The organism is Variovorax sp. WDL1 (assembly GCF_001541225.1).
GTDB lineage: Bacteria > Pseudomonadota > Gammaproteobacteria > Burkholderiales > Burkholderiaceae_C > Variovorax.
In genome coordinates, this window is the sequence record NZ_LMTS01000198.1 from 46,528 (window position 1) to 62,529 (window position 16,002).

General features: G+C 68.2%; 15 protein-coding genes and 1 pseudogene. 4 read left to right on the top strand and 12 right to left on the bottom strand.

From position 1 onward, the window contains the following. Positions 1–97 precede the first annotated feature (97 nt). The 11 genes and pseudogenes from APY03_RS26145 to APY03_RS26195 form a co-directional block, all read right to left on the bottom strand. Positions 98–889 (bottom strand): SDR family oxidoreductase, encoded by a 792-nt coding sequence (locus APY03_RS26145; protein WP_068681476.1) that lies wholly within the window; start codon positions 887–889, stop codon positions 98–100. Positions 890–1,046: 157 nt separating this feature from the next. Then, complete coding sequence (locus APY03_RS26150) at positions 1,047–1,970, bottom strand: DMT family transporter (RefSeq protein WP_068681479.1); 924 nt, start codon at positions 1,968–1,970, stop codon at positions 1,047–1,049. A gap of 6 nt (positions 1,971–1,976) precedes the next feature. After that, positions 1,977–3,590 carry a gamma-glutamyltransferase family protein gene (locus APY03_RS26155; RefSeq protein WP_068681480.1) on the bottom strand — a complete coding sequence of 538 codons (1,614 nt, stop codon included), beginning with the start codon at positions 3,588–3,590 and terminating at the stop codon, positions 1,977–1,979. Positions 3,591–3,594: 4 nt separating this feature from the next. Further along, a pseudogene (locus APY03_RS26160) lies at positions 3,595–4,568 on the bottom strand (Bug family tripartite tricarboxylate transporter substrate binding protein). A gap of 90 nt (positions 4,569–4,658) precedes the next feature. Beyond that, positions 4,659–6,173, bottom strand: coding sequence for a tripartite tricarboxylate transporter permease (locus APY03_RS26165; RefSeq protein WP_068681482.1), 1,515 nt, complete (start codon positions 6,171–6,173; stop codon positions 4,659–4,661). Positions 6,174–6,184: 11 nt separating this feature from the next. Beyond that, positions 6,185–6,673 carry a tripartite tricarboxylate transporter TctB family protein gene (locus APY03_RS26170; protein WP_068681485.1) on the bottom strand — a complete coding sequence of 163 codons (489 nt, stop codon included), beginning with the start codon at positions 6,671–6,673 and terminating at the stop codon, positions 6,185–6,187. 122 nt (positions 6,674–6,795) lie between these two features. Beyond that, the gene (locus APY03_RS26175) at positions 6,796–8,586 is read right to left on the bottom strand and encodes a GspE/PulE family protein (RefSeq protein ID WP_068681487.1); all 1,791 of its coding nucleotides are present in this window, start codon (positions 8,584–8,586) and stop codon (positions 6,796–6,798) included. Then, positions 8,583–9,329, bottom strand: a complete 747-nt coding sequence (locus APY03_RS26180) for a spermidine synthase (protein WP_068681489.1) — start codon at positions 9,327–9,329, stop codon at positions 8,583–8,585. The genes APY03_RS26175 and APY03_RS26180 overlap by 4 nt, the downstream gene beginning before the upstream one ends. Then, positions 9,326–9,859 (bottom strand): DNA-deoxyinosine glycosylase, encoded by a 534-nt coding sequence (locus tag APY03_RS26185; RefSeq protein WP_068681508.1) that lies wholly within the window; start codon positions 9,857–9,859, stop codon positions 9,326–9,328. Before APY03_RS26185 ends, APY03_RS26180 begins: the two co-directional genes overlap by 4 nt. Positions 9,860–9,928: 69 nt before the next feature. Then, positions 9,929–10,357, bottom strand: a complete 429-nt coding sequence (locus APY03_RS26190; protein WP_068681491.1) for a hypothetical protein — start codon at positions 10,355–10,357, stop codon at positions 9,929–9,931. Positions 10,358–10,481: 124 nt separating this feature from the next. Continuing rightward, entirely contained in the window at positions 10,482–11,342 is an 861-nt protein-coding gene (locus APY03_RS26195) for a TatD family hydrolase (RefSeq protein ID WP_068681493.1), read from the bottom strand. Between the two features lie 90 nt (positions 11,343–11,432). Between APY03_RS26195 and APY03_RS26200 the strand changes: the two genes are divergently transcribed. The 4 genes from APY03_RS26200 to APY03_RS26215 are packed head-to-tail and all read left to right on the top strand — an operon-like array spanning position 11,433 to position 15,522. Then, the gene (locus tag APY03_RS26200; RefSeq protein WP_068681495.1) at positions 11,433–12,431 is read left to right on the top strand and encodes a S1C family serine protease; all 999 of its coding nucleotides are present in this window, start codon (positions 11,433–11,435) and stop codon (positions 12,429–12,431) included. A 49-nt stretch (positions 12,432–12,480) separates the two neighbouring features. Further along, positions 12,481–13,500: an AAA family ATPase gene (locus APY03_RS26205; protein ID WP_068681497.1), complete on the top strand. Its 1,020-nt coding sequence runs from the start codon at positions 12,481–12,483 to the stop codon at positions 13,498–13,500. Next, positions 13,481–14,476, top strand: a complete 996-nt coding sequence (locus APY03_RS26210; protein ID WP_068681499.1) for a DUF58 domain-containing protein — start codon at positions 13,481–13,483, stop codon at positions 14,474–14,476. The genes APY03_RS26205 and APY03_RS26210 overlap by 20 nt, the downstream gene beginning before the upstream one ends. Continuing rightward, entirely contained in the window at positions 14,473–15,522 is a 1,050-nt protein-coding gene (locus tag APY03_RS26215) for a VWA domain-containing protein (RefSeq protein ID WP_068681501.1), read from the top strand. The genes APY03_RS26210 and APY03_RS26215 overlap by 4 nt, the downstream gene beginning before the upstream one ends. 112 nt (positions 15,523–15,634) lie before the next feature. On the opposite strand, the gene APY03_RS26220 is transcribed toward APY03_RS26215, so the two are convergent. Further along, a partial coding sequence (locus APY03_RS26220) for an autotransporter domain-containing protein (RefSeq protein WP_157103463.1) occupies positions 15,635–16,002 on the bottom strand: 368 nt, incomplete at its 5' end.

Genomic DNA, 16,002 nt, shown 5'->3' on the forward strand with positions numbered 1-16,002 from the left:
GTCTTTGGATACCCGCACACCCGCAGGCAGCTTTGCAACGCGCAACCTTGATCCCAGCAGCAACGGAGCGATCAACAATGGATCGCGAAAAGAGGTTTCAGTAGGTACCCGGGTAGGCCCCGCCATCCGCCAGGATGTTCTGCCCATTCAGATAGCCCGCCTGCACGCTGCACAGGAAGGCGCAGATCGCGCCGAACTCCTCCGGCGTGCCGAAGCGCTTCGCGGGGATGGTCTTCTTGCGGCTCTCCCACACCGCATCGAAGTCCTGCCCCGACTTCTTGGCGGCGCCCTCCATGGTGCCCCTGAGGCGGTCGGTCTCGAAGGCGCCCGGCAGCAGGTTGTTGAGCGTCACCCCGCGCGCCGCGATCGCGCTGCGCGCCACGCCGGCCACGAAGCCGGTGAGCCCGCTGCGCGCGCCGTTGGACAGGCCGAGGATGTCGATCGGCGCCTTCACCGAGCTGGACGTGATGTTGACGATGCGCCCGAAGCCGCGCCCCGCCATGCCATCGACCGTGGCCTTGATCAGCTCGATCGGCGTGAGCATGTTGGCCTCCACCGCCTTGATCCAGGCCTCGCGGTCCCAGTCGCGGAAGTCGCCCGGCGGCGGGCCGCCGGCATTGGTGACGACGATGTCGAAGTCCTTGTGCGCGGCGAAGGCGGCCGCGCGGCCCTCGGGCGTCGTGATGTCGGCGGCCACCGGCCTGACCCACGGGCCGCCCGCACGGGCGGCCGTCTCGAGCTTCTTCGCCGCCTCGGCCAGCGCCTCGGCGCCGCGCGCCACGATCACCACGTTGACGCCCTCGCGAACCAGCGCCTCGGCGCAGCCGTAGCCCAGCCCCTTGCTGGCGCCGCACACCAGGGCCGTGCGGCCCGCAATTCCCAGATCCATATCAGTTGCTCCTTGACGCTTCGTGTAGGTCGCGACAGAGGAGACCGTCGCGGCCGATTTGGGGAACACCGCGGAACCGGCTTTGCCGGGCCGCTGGTGTTGCCCCCCGGTGAGGGGGTGGGCGGCCACACGAAGTGGGCCAACCTGGGGGAGAGTGTCATCGAGCTGTTCTCGTGAAAACAAAAATGCCCGCGATCACCAGCGCGGTGCCGGCCGCGATCCACGCGGTGAAGGGCTCGCCGAGGATCAGCGCGCCCATCACGACGGTCGACATCGGCCCGATCATGCCCGTTTGCGCGGCCATCGCGGGGCCGATGCGCTCGATGGCCATCATCACCGCCAGCACCGGCAGCGCGGTGCAAACGATGGCGTTGAGCACCGACAGCCAGATCACCTCGGGCGCCAGCTGCAGGACCGTGTCCAGCGGGCGCAGCACCGCGAACTGCAGGATGCACAGCACGCAGGCCACGCCCGTCGCCAGCCCGACCAGCCGGAGCGAGCCAAGGCGCTTGACGAACTCGCCGCTGGCGACCAGGTAGATCGCATAGCTCACCGCGCTCAGGAACACCAGCAGCGTGCCCCAGGCAGCCGCGCTGGACTGGCCCAGGCTCATCTCGTGGCCGAAGACCAGCAGCACACCGACGTAGCTGATCGCCATGCCGGCCATCTGCCAGCGCGTGATGCGGCGGCGGTACGCGATCCAGCCGAACAGCAGCACCAGCGTCGGGTTGAGATAGAGGATGAGCCGCTCCAGGCTGGCCGTGATGTAGGCCAGGCCTGCGAAGTCCAGGAAGCTGGCCAGGTAGTAGCCGGAGAAGCCCAACCCGATCACGCCCATCCAGTCGCGCCGCGTCAGCGCCGGCTTGCCGCGCCCGGCCCACCAGGCCATGAGCGCGAAGAGCGGCAGCGCGAACAGCATGCGAAGCATGATCAGCGTGATCGCGTCCACCCCGTAGCGATAGGCCAGCTTGACGATGATGGCCTTGCCGCTGAAGGCGATGGCCCCTACCGAGGCGAGCGCGAGACCGGGACCGAGGTGCCTGTGCGCGCTGGGTCCGGTGGCGGCCTGGACGGAGGACATTGGCGATCAGAATCCGGCGGCAAGGCCGTCGCGGCGTGCATCGCTCGCCGCCACGTAGCCCTCCACTGCCGGCTCGCCCGCGCGCCAGATGAACTGGCCGGCGCCGAAGTCCTGGTAGGAGTCATTGATCACCTCGACCTTGTGTCCGAGCGCGCCGAGGCCCTGCACGAGTTCCGGCTTCATCGCCGCTTCGGCGTTGATCTCCAGCCCATGGTTGAAGCGCCAGCGCGGCGCGTCGCACGCGGCCTGCGGGTTCTGGCCATGGTCCAGCATGCGCACCAAGGTCTGCATGTGGCCCTGCGGCTGCATGTTCCCGCCCATCACGCCGAAGCTCATCACCGGCTGCCCGTCCTTCGTGAGGAAGGCGGGAATGATGGTGTGGAAGGGGCGCTTGCGCGGCTCCACCACATTGGGGCTCTTGGCATCCAGGCTGAAACCGTGGCCACGGTTCTGCAGGCTGATGCCGAAGGACGGCTCCACGCAGCCGGAGCCGAAGCCCATGAAGTTGCTCTGGATGAAGCTCACCATCATGCCGCTCTCGTCGGCTGCGGTGAGGTAGATCGTGCCGCCCTTGATCGGGTTGCCGGCCTTGAAGTCCTGCGCCTTGTTCACGTCGATGAGTCTGGCACGGGAGGCGAGGTACGCGCCATCGAGCATTTGCAGCGGGGACGCCTCCATCGACGAGGGGTCCGACACATAGCGGTAGGTGTCGGCGAAAGCCAGCTTCATCGCCTCGATCTGCAGATGCTGCGAAGCCACCGAGTCGACCGGCATCGAGGCCATGTCGAAGTTCTGCAGGATGCCCAGCGCGATCAGCGCCGCGATGCCCTGGCCGTTTGGCGGCATCTCGTGCACGGTATAGCCGCGGTAGTCCTGCGCGATCGGCGCCACCCACTCGGGCTTCCAGTTCGCGAGGTCGCGCACCTTGAGGCTTCCGCCGTTGGCGCTCGAGAACTTCTCCAGCGCCTCGGCGATCTCGCCGCTGTAGAAGGCATCGCCCTTGGTGGCGGCGATGGCCTTCAGCGCTCGGGCCGCGGCCGGAAAGCGGAACAGCTCGCCGACAACGGGCGCGCGGCCCCAAGGCAGGAAGGCCTCGCCGAAGCCGGGCTGCGACTGCAGGATCGGCGTGGCGGCGGCCCACTTCTGCTGCACCACCGGCGGCACCAGGTAGCCGCGCTCGGCGATCTCGATGGCCGGCGCCATCAGGTCTTCGAAAGGCAGTTTGCCGAAGTGCTCGGAGAGTGCGACCCAGCTGCCCACGGCACCGGGCACCGTGACCGAATCGATGCCGCGCTGCGGCGGCGTCCTGGCGTCCTTGCCGTACTTGCGCTGGAAGTACTCCGGCGTCCAGGCGGCCGGCGAGCAGCCGGAGGCATTGAGCCCGTGCAGCTTCTCGCCGTCCCAGAGGATGCAGAAGGCATCGCTGCCCAGGCCGTTGCTCACGGGCTCGACCAGCGTCATCACGGCCGCGGTCGCGACCGCCGCATCGACCGCGTTGCCGCCCTGCTGCAGGATGCGCAGGCCGGCCTGGGCGGCCAGCGGATGCGAGGTCGAGACGACGTTGCGCGCGAAGACGGGGATGCGGGTGGAGGTATAGGGGTTGGTGTAGTCGAACTTCATGGCTTCAGTCGCTGATGATCTTGCGTTCGGTGATGATCTTCTTCCACTTGGCGGCGTCCTGCGCCACCATCGCAGTGAAGTGAGCAGGCGTTCCGGTGGCTGGCGTGATGCCCAGCCTGGAAAGCTTGTCGCGCACTTCCGGGTCGCTCACCGCCTCGTTGGCCGCGGCATTGACGCGCGCCACGAGATCGGCTGGCAGCCCTTCGGCCCGTAGAGGCCGAACCAGGTGTTCGACTCGAAGCCCGGCAGCACGTCGGCGATGGCCGGCAGTTCGGGCGCCAGCGGGCTGCGCTGCAGCGAGGTCACGCCTAGCGCGCGCAGGCGGCCGTCGCGCACATGCGGCATGCCGGTGGGCAGCGCGTCGAAGAGCACGTCCACCTTGCCGCTGATCAGGTCGGGGATCGCGAGCGCCGTGCCCTTGTACGGAATGTGGGTGACGAACACACCGGCCTGCGACTTGAACAGTTCCGCCGTGAGCTGCACGATGGTGCCGTTGCCGCTGGAGGCGTAGTTGAGCTTGCCCGGGTTCTTCTTCGCGTACTCGATCCATTCACGCACCGTCTTCGCCGGCGAGCTGTTGGGCACCAGCATGATGCTGGGCGCGTCGCCCACATGCGCGATGGGCGCGAAATCGCGCACCGTGTCGTACGGCAGCTTCGGGTTGATCGCGGGCCCGATCGAATGCGTGCTGGTGGTGGCCAGCAGCAGCGTATAGCCGTCGGCCGGCGCCTTGGCCACCAGGTCGGAGCCGATCGCGCCGCCGGCGCCCGGCTTGTTGTCGATGACCAGCGTGGCGCCCAGCTTCTCGCCCATCTTCTGAGACAGGGTGCGCGCGAAGAGATCGGTGGCGCCGCCGGCGGGGAAAGGCACGACCAGGCGGATCGGCTTGCTGGGGTAAGCCTGCTGCGCGAAGGCGGCGGGCCAGGCGGTCGCGCACAGCGCCAGGGCGCCGGCACGAAGAAAAGAGGATCTTTTCAGTTTCATGAGGTCAGATTCTGAGGCTTCGGCGTCGGTAGCGCCCAAAGCAAAAACGGCGCCCGAGGGCGCCGCTTGGCAAAGCCGGGAGGCTCAGTCCGCCTCGACGAAGGCTTCCTCGCGCTTCGACTTGACTGCGGGCAGCAGCACGATCACCACCATCAGCGCAGCGGCAGCCAGCAGCCCGGCCGAGATCGGCCGCGTGACGAACACGCTCCACGCGCCACGGGACAGCAGCAGCGCACGCCGCAGGTTTTCCTCCATCATCGGCCCGAGGATCAGCCCCAGCAGCAACGGCGCCGGCTCGCAGCCCAGCTTGATGAACGAGTAGCCCACCACCCCGAAGATCGCGACCATCCACACGTCGAAGGTGTTGTTGTTCGTCGAGTAGACGCCGATCGCGCAGAACAGCACGATGGCCGGGAACAGCCAGCGGTAGGGAATGGACAGCAGCTTGATCCAGATGCCGATCAGCGGCAGGTTCAGGATGATCAGCATCAGGTTGCCGATCCACATCGAGGCGATCAGGCCCCAGAAGAGCTCCGGGTTGCTGGTCATCACCTGCGGGCCGGGCTGGATGTTGTGGATGGTCATCGCACCGACCATCAGCGCCATCACCGGATTGGGCGGGATGCCCAGCGTCAGCAGCGGGATGAAGGAGGTCTGCGCGCCGGCGTTGTTGGCCGCCTCCGGGCCGGCGACGCCGCGGATGTTGCCCTTGCCGAACGGCACTTCGCCGGGCTTCAGCTTCAGCTTCTTCTCCATGGTGTACGCCGCGAAGGCCGACAGCAGCGCACCGCCGCCGGGCAGGATGCCGAGCGAGGAGCCGAGCGCCGTGCCTCGCAGCACCGCGGGGAAGCCGTTCTTGAAGTCTTCCTTGGTCGGCCAGAGTCCATGCACCTCGGCGGTGTAGATCTTTCGATCTTCCTCGGGGCGCGACAGGTTCGAGATGATTTCGCCGTAGCCGAACACACCCATGGCGATCACGATGAAGCCGATGCCATCGGTCAGCTCCGGGATGTCGAAGCTGTAGCGCGCGACGCCCGAGTTCACGTCGGTGCCGATCAGGCCGATCAGCAGGCCCAGCACGATCATGCAGATCGCCTTGAGCAACGAGCCCGAAGCCAGCACGACGGCACCGATCAGGCCCAGCACCATCAGCGAGAAATACTCGGCCGGGCCGAACTTGAAGGCCAGCTCGGTCAGCGGCGGCGCGAAGGCGGCCAGGATCAGCGTGCCCACGCAGCCGGCGAAGAAGGAGCCCAGGCCTGCCGCCGCGAGCGCTGGACCGGCCCTCCCCTGCTTGGCCATCTGGTGGCCGTCGATCACCGTCACCACCGACGACGATTCGCCCGGCAGGTTGACCAGGATGGCGGTGGTGGAGCCGCCGTACTGCGATCCGTAGTAGATGCCGGCCAGCATGATCAGTGCGGCCACCGGCGGCAGCGCGTAGGTGGCCGGCAGCAGCATTGCGATGGTGGCGACCGGGCCGATGCCCGGCAGCACGCCGATGAGCGTGCCCAGCAGGCAGCCGACGAAGGCGTAGATCAGGTTCTGCAGCGTGAAGGCCGCCGTGAAGCCGATGGTCAGGTTGTTGATGAGATCCATGGCAGTCGCTCTCAGCCGGTGATGAAGGTAGGCCAGACCTGGAACTGCAGCTTGAGCAGAACCACGAAGGCGACATAGCTGCCCACCGCCAGGATGGTGGCGAGGACCAGGCTTGCTTTGAGGCTGTAGTGCTCGCCCGCGAGACCCGCGACCAGCACCAGCGCGTAGATGGCGGCGATCAGCCCCATGGCCGGAAGCCCGATGCTGGGCAGGCCGCCGAGCAGAATGCCGAAGATCAGGTTGGAGCCGATGATGAAGGCCAGCGGACGCCAGGCGATCTTGCCCACCGGTTCGCCGTCCACCGTCTCGATGGTCAGCGCCGTGAAGATCACGATGATCCCGAGGATGCCGAGCAGGATGCCCAGCATCAACGGAAAGTAGCCCGGCCCCATGCGGGCGCCGGTGCCCACGTTGTAGGTCGTCGCTCCCCATGCGAAGGCAATGCCGACGATGGTGAACATCAGACCCGCGAAAAAGTCCTTCTGACTTTTGATTTTCACGAACTGTCCCCTCGAAAAATTTCGAACAGCGGATTGTGGGGTCAGCTCCCCGTCAGGATCGATGTGGATACCACCTAGCGCGAGGCTAGGGTTACTCCGGAGGGACGGCCGTGCAGGTCGCGCTACTCGAGCGGCGGAGTGGCGCTCAGCACTTCATCCACCGTGGTCAGCCCTTCGGCCACGCGCAGGGCACCGGCCAGGCGCAGCGGCCGCATGCCGTCGACCACGGCCTGGCGCCGCAGCGCCACCACGTTGGGTTCCTTGTCGACCAGCGTCTTGAAGGGCTCGCTGACGGTGAGCAGCTCGTACAGGCCCATGCGGCCACGGTATCCCGTCATGCGGCAATCGACGCAGCCCACCGGCTTGTAGGCACGCACCGAGCCGGTGATCTGCCAGGGCTTGACGAAGGCGCCGAGCTGCTCGCGCGTGACGCTCTCGTCGGGCGCCTTGCAGTGCGGGCACAGCGTGCGCACCAGGCGCTGCGCCAGCACGCCGAGCATGGTGGCGTTGATCAGGTAGTTGGGCACGCCCAGCTCCATCAGCCGCGTGATCGCGCTGGGCGCATCGTTGGTATGCAGCGTGCTGAAGACCAGGTGGCCGGTGAGCGCGGCCTGCACTGCCATCTCTGCGGTGGCGAGGTCGCGGACCTCGCCCACCATGATGATGTCCGGGTCCTGCCGCATCAGCGCGCGCAAGCCCTCGGTGAAGCCGAAGTCCAGTTGCGGCTGCACCTGCGTCTGGTTGAAGGAGGGCTCGATCATCTCGATCGGGTCCTCGATGGTGCTGACGTTGACCTCCTCCGTCGCCACCCGCTTGAGCGTCGAGTACAGGGTGGTGGTCTTGCCGGAGCCGGTCGGCCCCGTCACCAGGATGATGCCGTGCGGCCGCGTCACCAGCTGCTCCCAGCGCTGTGCGTCATGCTGCGCGAAGCCCAGCGCATCGAGGTCCTTGACCGCGGTGTCGGGGTCGAAGATGCGCATCACCATCTTTTCGCCGAAGGCGGTGGGCAAGGTCGAAAGCCGCATCTCGACCTCGTCGCCGCGCATGTTGCGGGTCTTGATGCGGCCGTCCAGGGGGCGCCTCTTTTCCACCACATCCATGCGGCCCAGCAGCTTGATGCGCGACACCATCGCGTTCATCACGCCCATCGGCATCTGGTAGGCGGGGTGCAGCACGCCGTCGATGCGAAAGCGGATCACGCCCTGGTCGCGCCGCGGCTCCAGGTGGATGTCGCTGGCGCGCTGGTCGAAGGCGTACTGCCAAAGCCAGTCGACCACCTGCACCACGCTCTGGTCGTTGGCGTCGAGCTGCTTGTTGCTCTTGCCCAGCTCGACCAGTTGCTCGAAGCTCGCGCCGCCCGTGTTGCCGCCGGCCTTCTGCGCCGCGCGCACCGACTTGGCCAGCGAGAAGAACTCGGCCGTGTAGCGCTGGATGTCGGTCGGGTTCGCGACCACGCGCCGCACCGGACGGCGCGCCTGCCGCTCCACCTCGGCGATCCAGTCGGTGAGGAAGGGCTCGGCCGTCGCCACCACCACCTCGGCCGGCGTGACCTGCACCGGCAGCACCTTGTGGCGCTCGGCGTAGGCGGCGCTCATGGTGTCGGCCACCTTGCCGACATCGACGCGCAACGGGTCGATGCGCAGGTACGCCAGCCCGGCGCGGCCGGCCAGCCATTCGCTCAGCATCTCCAGGTCGAGCGGCTTGCCATCGCCCTGCCGCGTCATTGCGACATTGGCCAGCCGCACCAGCGGCGGCTGGCGGCTCTCCGCCTGGGCGCAGCGCGCCATCGTGCGCCGGGCCTCCTCGGGCGAGATAACGCCGTCCTTCGCGAGCCACTCGATCAGGTGCCGCAGGTTGAGCGGCCCTTCATGACGGGCAGGCGAAGCGGAAGCTGGAGAGGTCACGGCGCTCATCGGTCGATCGGTTTGAACACCCGCAGCCACTTGGGAGCGGGCAGGTGCCAGCGAGTCTGGATGCTTTGGGCACGCTCGGCAAGCGCGGGGCGCTTGGGCCGGCTCGGGCTGCGCTGGGCCAGCACGATGGTGTTGCCTTCGCGCGTCGGCCGGAAGGCCCACAGCGCCTCCTGGCCGAAGGCGGCAGCAATCTTCTCGACGCTGCGCTCGTAGCTCGAGGAACGGCCGAAGAGGTTGACTGTCATGCAGCCGTCCTCGGTCAGCAGCCGGCGGCAGTCGGCATAGAAGTCCTCGCTGTCGAGCACGGGCGCCGCGGCCTCGTGGTCGTAGAGGTCGACCTGCAGCGCATCGACCGTGCCCTGCCACTCGGGCTTGCGGATCTCGGTCTGCGCGTCGGCCACCACCACGCGCAGCTTGGCGTCGTCGGCCGGCAGCTTGAACCAGCCGCGGCAGGCCGCCACCACCTGCGGATTGAGCTCGATCGCGGTGGTGCGCATGCGCAGCGTCTTGCGGCAGAACTTGGTGAGGCTGGCCGCGCCCAGGCCCAGCTGCATGGCGTGGCGTTTCGCCACCTCGGCCGGGTCGACGAAGAGCAGCCAGGCCATCATGCGCTGCACGTACTCGAGCTCGATCTCGAACGGAGCGTCCAGCTTCATCGAGCCCTGGACCCATTCGGTACCCAGGTGCAGGTAGCGCACCTCCCCGAAGTCGGAGAAGTTGACCTCGGGCAAGGCGCGCTTCATGGGACGGGCAGGTACTGCGCGATCACCCCGCGCCATGCCGCCGCCTTGCGTTCGAGGTTCCAGGATGCATGCGCCGGGCTGGACGAGGGCAGGCGATGGACCGGCACGCCCAGCGTGCGCGCGTGCCGCGCATGCCTGAAGCTCTCGCCGCCGTTGTGCGCGATGGCAGCCAGGGCCGGCAGCCGCAGGCTGGCGATGTCGTTGGGCACCGCGTCGCGGATCGCCGCATCGAGGCTGCCCTCGCGCCTGCAGCGCCCGTACACGTCCCACACGCCGAGCCCGCGCGCGAGCAGCCATTGGCGACGCTCCTGATAGGTGTCGGCACCCGTGGGCAGCGGGCGATGGGGCCAGATGGCTTGCAAGATTCTCCAGAATTGGTTTTGCGGGTGCGCATAGTACTGCTGCTGCTCGATCGACCTGGCGCCTGGAAAGCTGCCGAGAATCAACAGCACCGTGGCTTCCGACACGACGGGCGCCAGGCCGGTGAGCAGGGTTTGCGTGGGGTAAGGATGCCCGTCGGGTCTGTTCATCACGCGCGTGAGCATAGAAGCAAAAAAAACCCGCCGCTGGCGGGTTTTCCGTTGGCACCGCAAACCGGATCAGGGCTTCTTCGCGGCTTCGTTCTGAGGCGTGCCCGGGATCTTCTCACCGATCTTGTCGCCCACCCGGCGCGTCTTGTCGGCGGCCGCCGTCGCGGTGTTGCTCACGGCCGAGCCGGCCTTGCCGGCGACATTCCCCGTTGCATCCGCAGCCTTCGCGGTGCCGCTCTTGGTGGCGTTCCAGGCTTTGTTGGTCGTCTTCTTGGTGCCTGTCCAGGCCTTCTTGGCGCCGCTCTCGGTCGCGTTCACGGCCTTCCTGGTGCCGCTCTTCGTGGCATCCCAGGTCTTCTCGCCGGCGTTCTCCACCTTCTCGACCGTGCTCGGCTGTGCGCTCGGCGGGGTCTGCGTCTGCGCGGCGGCTGACAGGCCGATGGAGGCCAGTGCCAGTGCAAGCGCTGCGGGCACCCGGCGAATCAATGATGTCTTCATGGGGAAAGCTCCTTCTGGATGTTGGAGTGACGAACTTGCCACCGTCTTGCAACGGCCACTCGAACAGCAAGGATGACATCAAAAGCGCGCCCGCAACCTCGTTCGCGCAGGATGCGCCATCGGCCTACGCGCTTCGCCGGCGTTCCGCTGACGCGCCCATCAGAGCCGACAGACGCGGCAGGGCCGAGACAGCGTTGCGCGTACTCGCTTCGGCCAGCACTTCGGGTGCAATGCCGCGCAGCCCCGCCAGCACGCCGGCGATGCGCGGCAGCTCGCCCGGCTCGTTGCGGGCCTGGGGCTCGCCCGCCGCGCGCTGCGCCTGCGTGCGATAGAGCCATTGGGGCTGGATGTCGGGCGAATCGGTCTCGAGCACGATCGCCTCGAGCGGCAGCTCCGTCGCGAGGCGGCGCAGCTGCAGCGCGCGCTCGAAGGTCAGCGCGCCGCCGAAGCCGAGCTTGAGGCCGAGCTTGATGCAGGCCTGCGCCTGCTGGGCGCTGCCGTTGAAGGCATGGGCGATGCCCAGCCAGCGCCCATCGGGCGCGACCTGCCGCAGATGCTTGAGCACCTGGTCCACCGAACGGCGCACGTGGATGATCACCGGCAGCTCGTACTTGCGTGCGAGCTGCAACTGAGTGTGAAAGAAGTGTGCCTGCTTGTCGGCGTCGAGCCCGGGCACGAAGAAGTCGAGCCCGATCTCGCCCACTGCGACCAGCCGTGGGTCGTCACGCCGGGCCGCAAGTTCGGCATCGAGCTGCGCCAGGTGCTCGTCACTTGCCTCCCCCGTGCACATGGGATGGATGCCGAGCGCGTAGGCGTCGTCCTGCGCATGCGCGAGCTCGCGCACCCTTGCAAAATTGGCGATCGCCACCGCGGGAATCACGCAGAGGGCCACATTGCGCTGCGCCGCGCGCGCCCGGACAAGGGGTATCTCGTCGCCGAACTCCGGCGCATCCAGGTGGCAATGGGTATCGACGAAGACGGCCATCGGCCGATGATGCCCGAACCCATGCACAGGCGCGGAAAGCGTGCTACCGTGCCTGCTCACGCGTGGACTTTTTTAGCCGGAGGTGTCCCGATGCGCAGGCCAGCTTTCTACAGTCGCTCGCCCCGCACGCCGCTCGATGACGCGGCCGATGCCGGGACACCGCAGCAGCCCGACGGGTCCCCCGGCGACGCAGCGGCTCCTGCCACAGCGCCTGCCGCCAGGCCGCGCTGGCAGCCCGGACGCCGCAGCTTCGCGCTGCTGCTCGCGATCGCGGTCGGCTCGGCCGCCACCAGCGTCGCGCTGTGGCCGCGCCAGAACATCCGCCAGTACACGCAGAAGGACATCGACGCCGCCGTGCTGCGCACGCTGCAGACCGCTGCCCTGCCCTCGCCCGCCGCCAAGGCCGCGGACATCATCCGCCCCTCCGTGGTGCGCGTGGTGGGCTACGGTCCGGAGAAGAAGACGCCCGAGGCCCAGACCCAGAAGCAGGGCCGCAACCTGGCCAAGGGCAAGCCGCCCGAGTCGCAGGCGGACGAGCCGCCCGGCGAGGTGGAGCGCGGCGTCGGCACCGGCGTGGTGATCGTCGACAAGGGCATCATCCTCACCAACCTGCATGTGGTCGCGGGCTCCGAGAAGATCAGGGTCACCTTCGCCGACGGCCTGGAGGCGCCGGCCGTCATCACCGGCGTTCAGCCGGAGAATGACCTCGCGGTGCTGCAGGCGCAGAAGCTGCCCGACGACCTGATCCCGGCCGTGATGCGCTCGACCGCCGACCTGCAGCCGGGCGACCAGGTGGCCGCCGTCGGCTTTCCCTTCGGCATCGGTCCCTCGGTCTCCGCCGGCGTGGTCTCGGGCCTCAAGCGCTCCTTCCGCTCGCCCGAAGGCAAGCAGGAGCTGGGCAACCTGATCCAGTTCGACGCCGCCGCCAACCCCGGCAATTCGGGCGGGCCGCTCGTCAACATGAACGGCGAGGTGCTCGGCATCGTCACCGCCATCCTCAACCCCACGCAGCAGCGCACCTTCATTGGCATCGGATTTGCAGTACCGATCGAGAACGCTGCCTCTGCCGCCGGTTCGCCGCCCTTCTGAAACGCTTCCGAAGCGCTCTTCCTCCTGGCCCGCACATAGAAAGCACCGCATGAGCACAGAGACCGAACCGACCCCCGCGTCTTCCGCCAACACGGCCGAGCTGATGGAGCAGATCCTCTACCAGGTCAAGCGCGTCGTCGTCGGCCAGGACCGCTTCCTGGAACGCGTGATGGTCGCGGTGCTGGCAGGCGGCCACCTGCTGGTGGAGGGCGTGCCGGGCCTTGCCAAGACCCTCACCGTCAAGACACTGGCCGATGCGGTGCGCGGCCGCTTCAAGCGCATCCAGTTCACGCCCGACCTGGTGCCGGCCGACCTGGTGGGCACGCGCATCTACAACCAGAAGACCGGCGAATTCAGCACCTCGCTCGGCCCCGTGTTCGCCAACCTGCTGCTGGCCGATGAGATCAATCGCGCCCCCGCCAAGGTTCAGAGTGCGCTGCTCGAAGTGATGCAGGAGCGCCAGGTCACGATCGCCGGCGAGACCCACCGCGTGCCGCGCCCTTTCCTGGTGATGGCGACGCAGAACCCCATCGAGACCGAGGGCACCTATCCGCTGCCCGAGGCGCAGGTGGACCGCTTCATGATGAAGGTACTGGTCGACTACCCGACGGACGAGGAAGAGTTCGTGATCGTCGAGCGCGTGATCGGCCCCGCTGTCGAGGCCATCGCGGTGGCAAGCACCGAGCAACTCGCGGCGCTGCAGGCCGAGGCGCGGCAGGTGTATGTCGATCCCTCGCTCATCCAGTACGCCGTCAAGCTGGTGTCGGCCACGCGCACGCCCGAGCGCCATGGACTGAAGGACATGCGCCGCTTCATCACCTACGGCGCGAGCCCGCGTGCCAGCATCAACCTGACCGAGGGCGCGCGGGCACTGGCGCTGCTGCGCGGCCGCAGCTACGCGCTGCCCGAGGACATGACGGCGCTGGTCCCCGATGTGCTGCGTCATCGCGTGACGCTGTCCTACGAGGGCCTCTCCGAGGGGCTCACGCCCGACGGCCTGATCGACCGCATCATGCGAGCCGTGCCACCGCCGGCCAAGCCGTTGGAACATGAAAAACTGGTGGCCTAGCCGACGCCCTGCGGCCAACGACGAACAGCTCGCGGCTGCCGAGGCCGCGGCCGGCGGCGCCGAGCGCGCGCTGCGCCGGCTCGAGTGGACCGTGATCCGCCGGCTCGACGGCCTGCTGCAGGGCGACTACCGCACGCTCATGCGCGGCACCGGCCTGGACCTGGCCGACCTGCGCGAGTACCAGCACCACGACGACGTGCGCCACATCGACTGGAACGTCACCGCCCGCCTGCAGACGCCGCATGTCCGCGTGTTCACCGAAGACCGCGAGATGGCCGCCTGGTTCATCCTCGACCTGAGCCGCTCGGTGGACTTCGGCTCCGGCCGCAAGGCCAAGCGCGAGATCTCTGCCGGCTTCGTCGGCGTGATCGCGCGCCTGCTCACGCGGCACGGCAACAGGGTCGGCGCGCTGGTCTACGGCAACGACATCGAGGCGGTGATACCGCCGCGCACCGGCCGGCGCCACGTGCTTCACCTGCTTCACTCCATGGAACGCCGCGCCAGCCAGAAAGACCAGCCTCGGCAAAAGGGGATGACCCGCCTGGCCGAGCTGCTCAAGTCCGCGGCCGTGCTGATGCCCCGCCGCTCGACGGTGTTCGTGGTGTCCGACTTCCTCAGCGAGCCGGGCTGGGACCGCCCGCTGGCGCAGCTGGTGCGGCGCCACGAGGTGGTGGCCGTGCGGCTCTTCGATCCGCTCGAGCTCGACCTGCCCGATCTCGGACTGGTGCCGCTGACCGACGCCGAGACCGGCGAGCAGATCTGGGTCGACACCCACGACGCCGGTTTCCGCAAGCGCTTCGCCCGCCTTGCCGCCGAGCGCGAAAACTCCTTGCGCGAGACGCTGGCCAAGGCCGGCGTCGACACGCTCGAACTCTCGACCAATGACGATCTGGTTGAAGCGATCGTGCGCTTTGCCGACATGCGCAAGCGCCGCGTGCGCGCCGGCTCGTCCCAGCCCAAGGCGGTGGCAGCATGAACTTCCTCTGGCCCCAATTCCTCTGGCTCCTGGCCGCGGTACCGCTGCTGGTGCTGCTTTATGTCTGGCTACTGCGGCGCAAGAAGAAGCTTGCGCTGCGCTATGCGAGCCTGTCGATCGTGCGCGAGGCGATGGGCGTGCGCCAGAGTGTGCGGCGCCACATCCCGCCCTTCCTGTTCCTGCTCGCGATGATCGCGATGCTGATCGCCGCCGCGCGGCCGATGGCGGTGGTGGTGCTGCCCTCCAACCAGCAGACCATCATCCTGGCGATGGACGTGTCGGGCAGCATGCGCGCGGCCGACGTCCAGCCCAATCGGCTGGTGGCCGCGCAGGAAGCAGCCAAGGCCTTCCTGAAGGACCTGCCGCGCCACGTGAAGGTCGGCATCGTCGCCTTCGCGGGCAGCGCCAACGTCGCGCAGCTGCCCACCACCAACCGCGAGGACCTGGTCCAGGCGATCGACTCCTTCCAGCTGCAGCGCGCAACCGCCACCGGCAACGCCATCGTCGTCTCGCTGGCCACGCTGTTCCCGGACGCCGGCATCGACATCGCGAACTTCGGGCCCCAGGCCAGCAGCAACCGCGCGCGTGGCGTGCCCCTCGACCAGGCCGGCAAGCCGCCGCCGAAGGAGTTCACGCCGGTGGCGCCAGGCTCCTACACCTCGGCCGCCGTCATCATGCTGACCGACGGCCAGCGCACCACCGGCGTCGATCCGCTCGACGCGGCCAAGGTCGCGGCCGAGCGCGGCGTGCGCGTCTACACGGTGGGCATCGGCACCGTGGACGGCGAGACCATCGGCTTCGAAGGCTGGTCGATGCGCGTGCGCCTCGACGAGGAAACGCTCAAGGCCATCGCCAACAAGACGCAGGCCGAGTACTACTACGCAGGCACCGCGGCCGACCTCACCAAGGTCTACAACACGCTGAGCTCGCGGCTCACGGTCGAGAAGAAGGAAACCGAGATCTCGGCGCTGTTCGCGCTCGGCGCCGCGGTGCTGGCGCTGCTGTCGGCCGGGCTCTCTCTGCTCTGGTTCAACCGCATCCTGTAGGCGACGCGCGGTACGGATGCCCGCCGTCGTGCCGCTGCGGGCGCGACGCGAGCGCGGTGCCGCTGGGCCCGCTGCCCTGCCGACTCCACGCTCCGCTCTGCGCTTGGCGCACTTACCACCGCATCCGCAGCCCAGCCGAAGCATCGAGCTGCGATTTGACGTGCGTGTCTCCGCCCGAGTCCCACAGCTTGCCGACTTCACCGTAGAGGCTGGTCGATTCGCTCAGGCGCAGGGTGAAGCCTGCAGCCAGCTCGGTCGAGGTGCCGCCCCTGCTGCTCGCGATGGCCGTGCTGGCCGCCGGGTTGATGAAGCGGGTGACATCGTTGCCGCCCGAGGCGCGGTACACATTCACCCGCGCATAGGGCTGCAGCCGGCCTGCACCCGTGGCGATGTCGCCCTTGACGCGCACGCCCACGCGGGCGAGCCAGGTGCCGTCGCGTTCCTGGCGCACGCGCGCGCCGGCGATGTCCACGTCGTCGA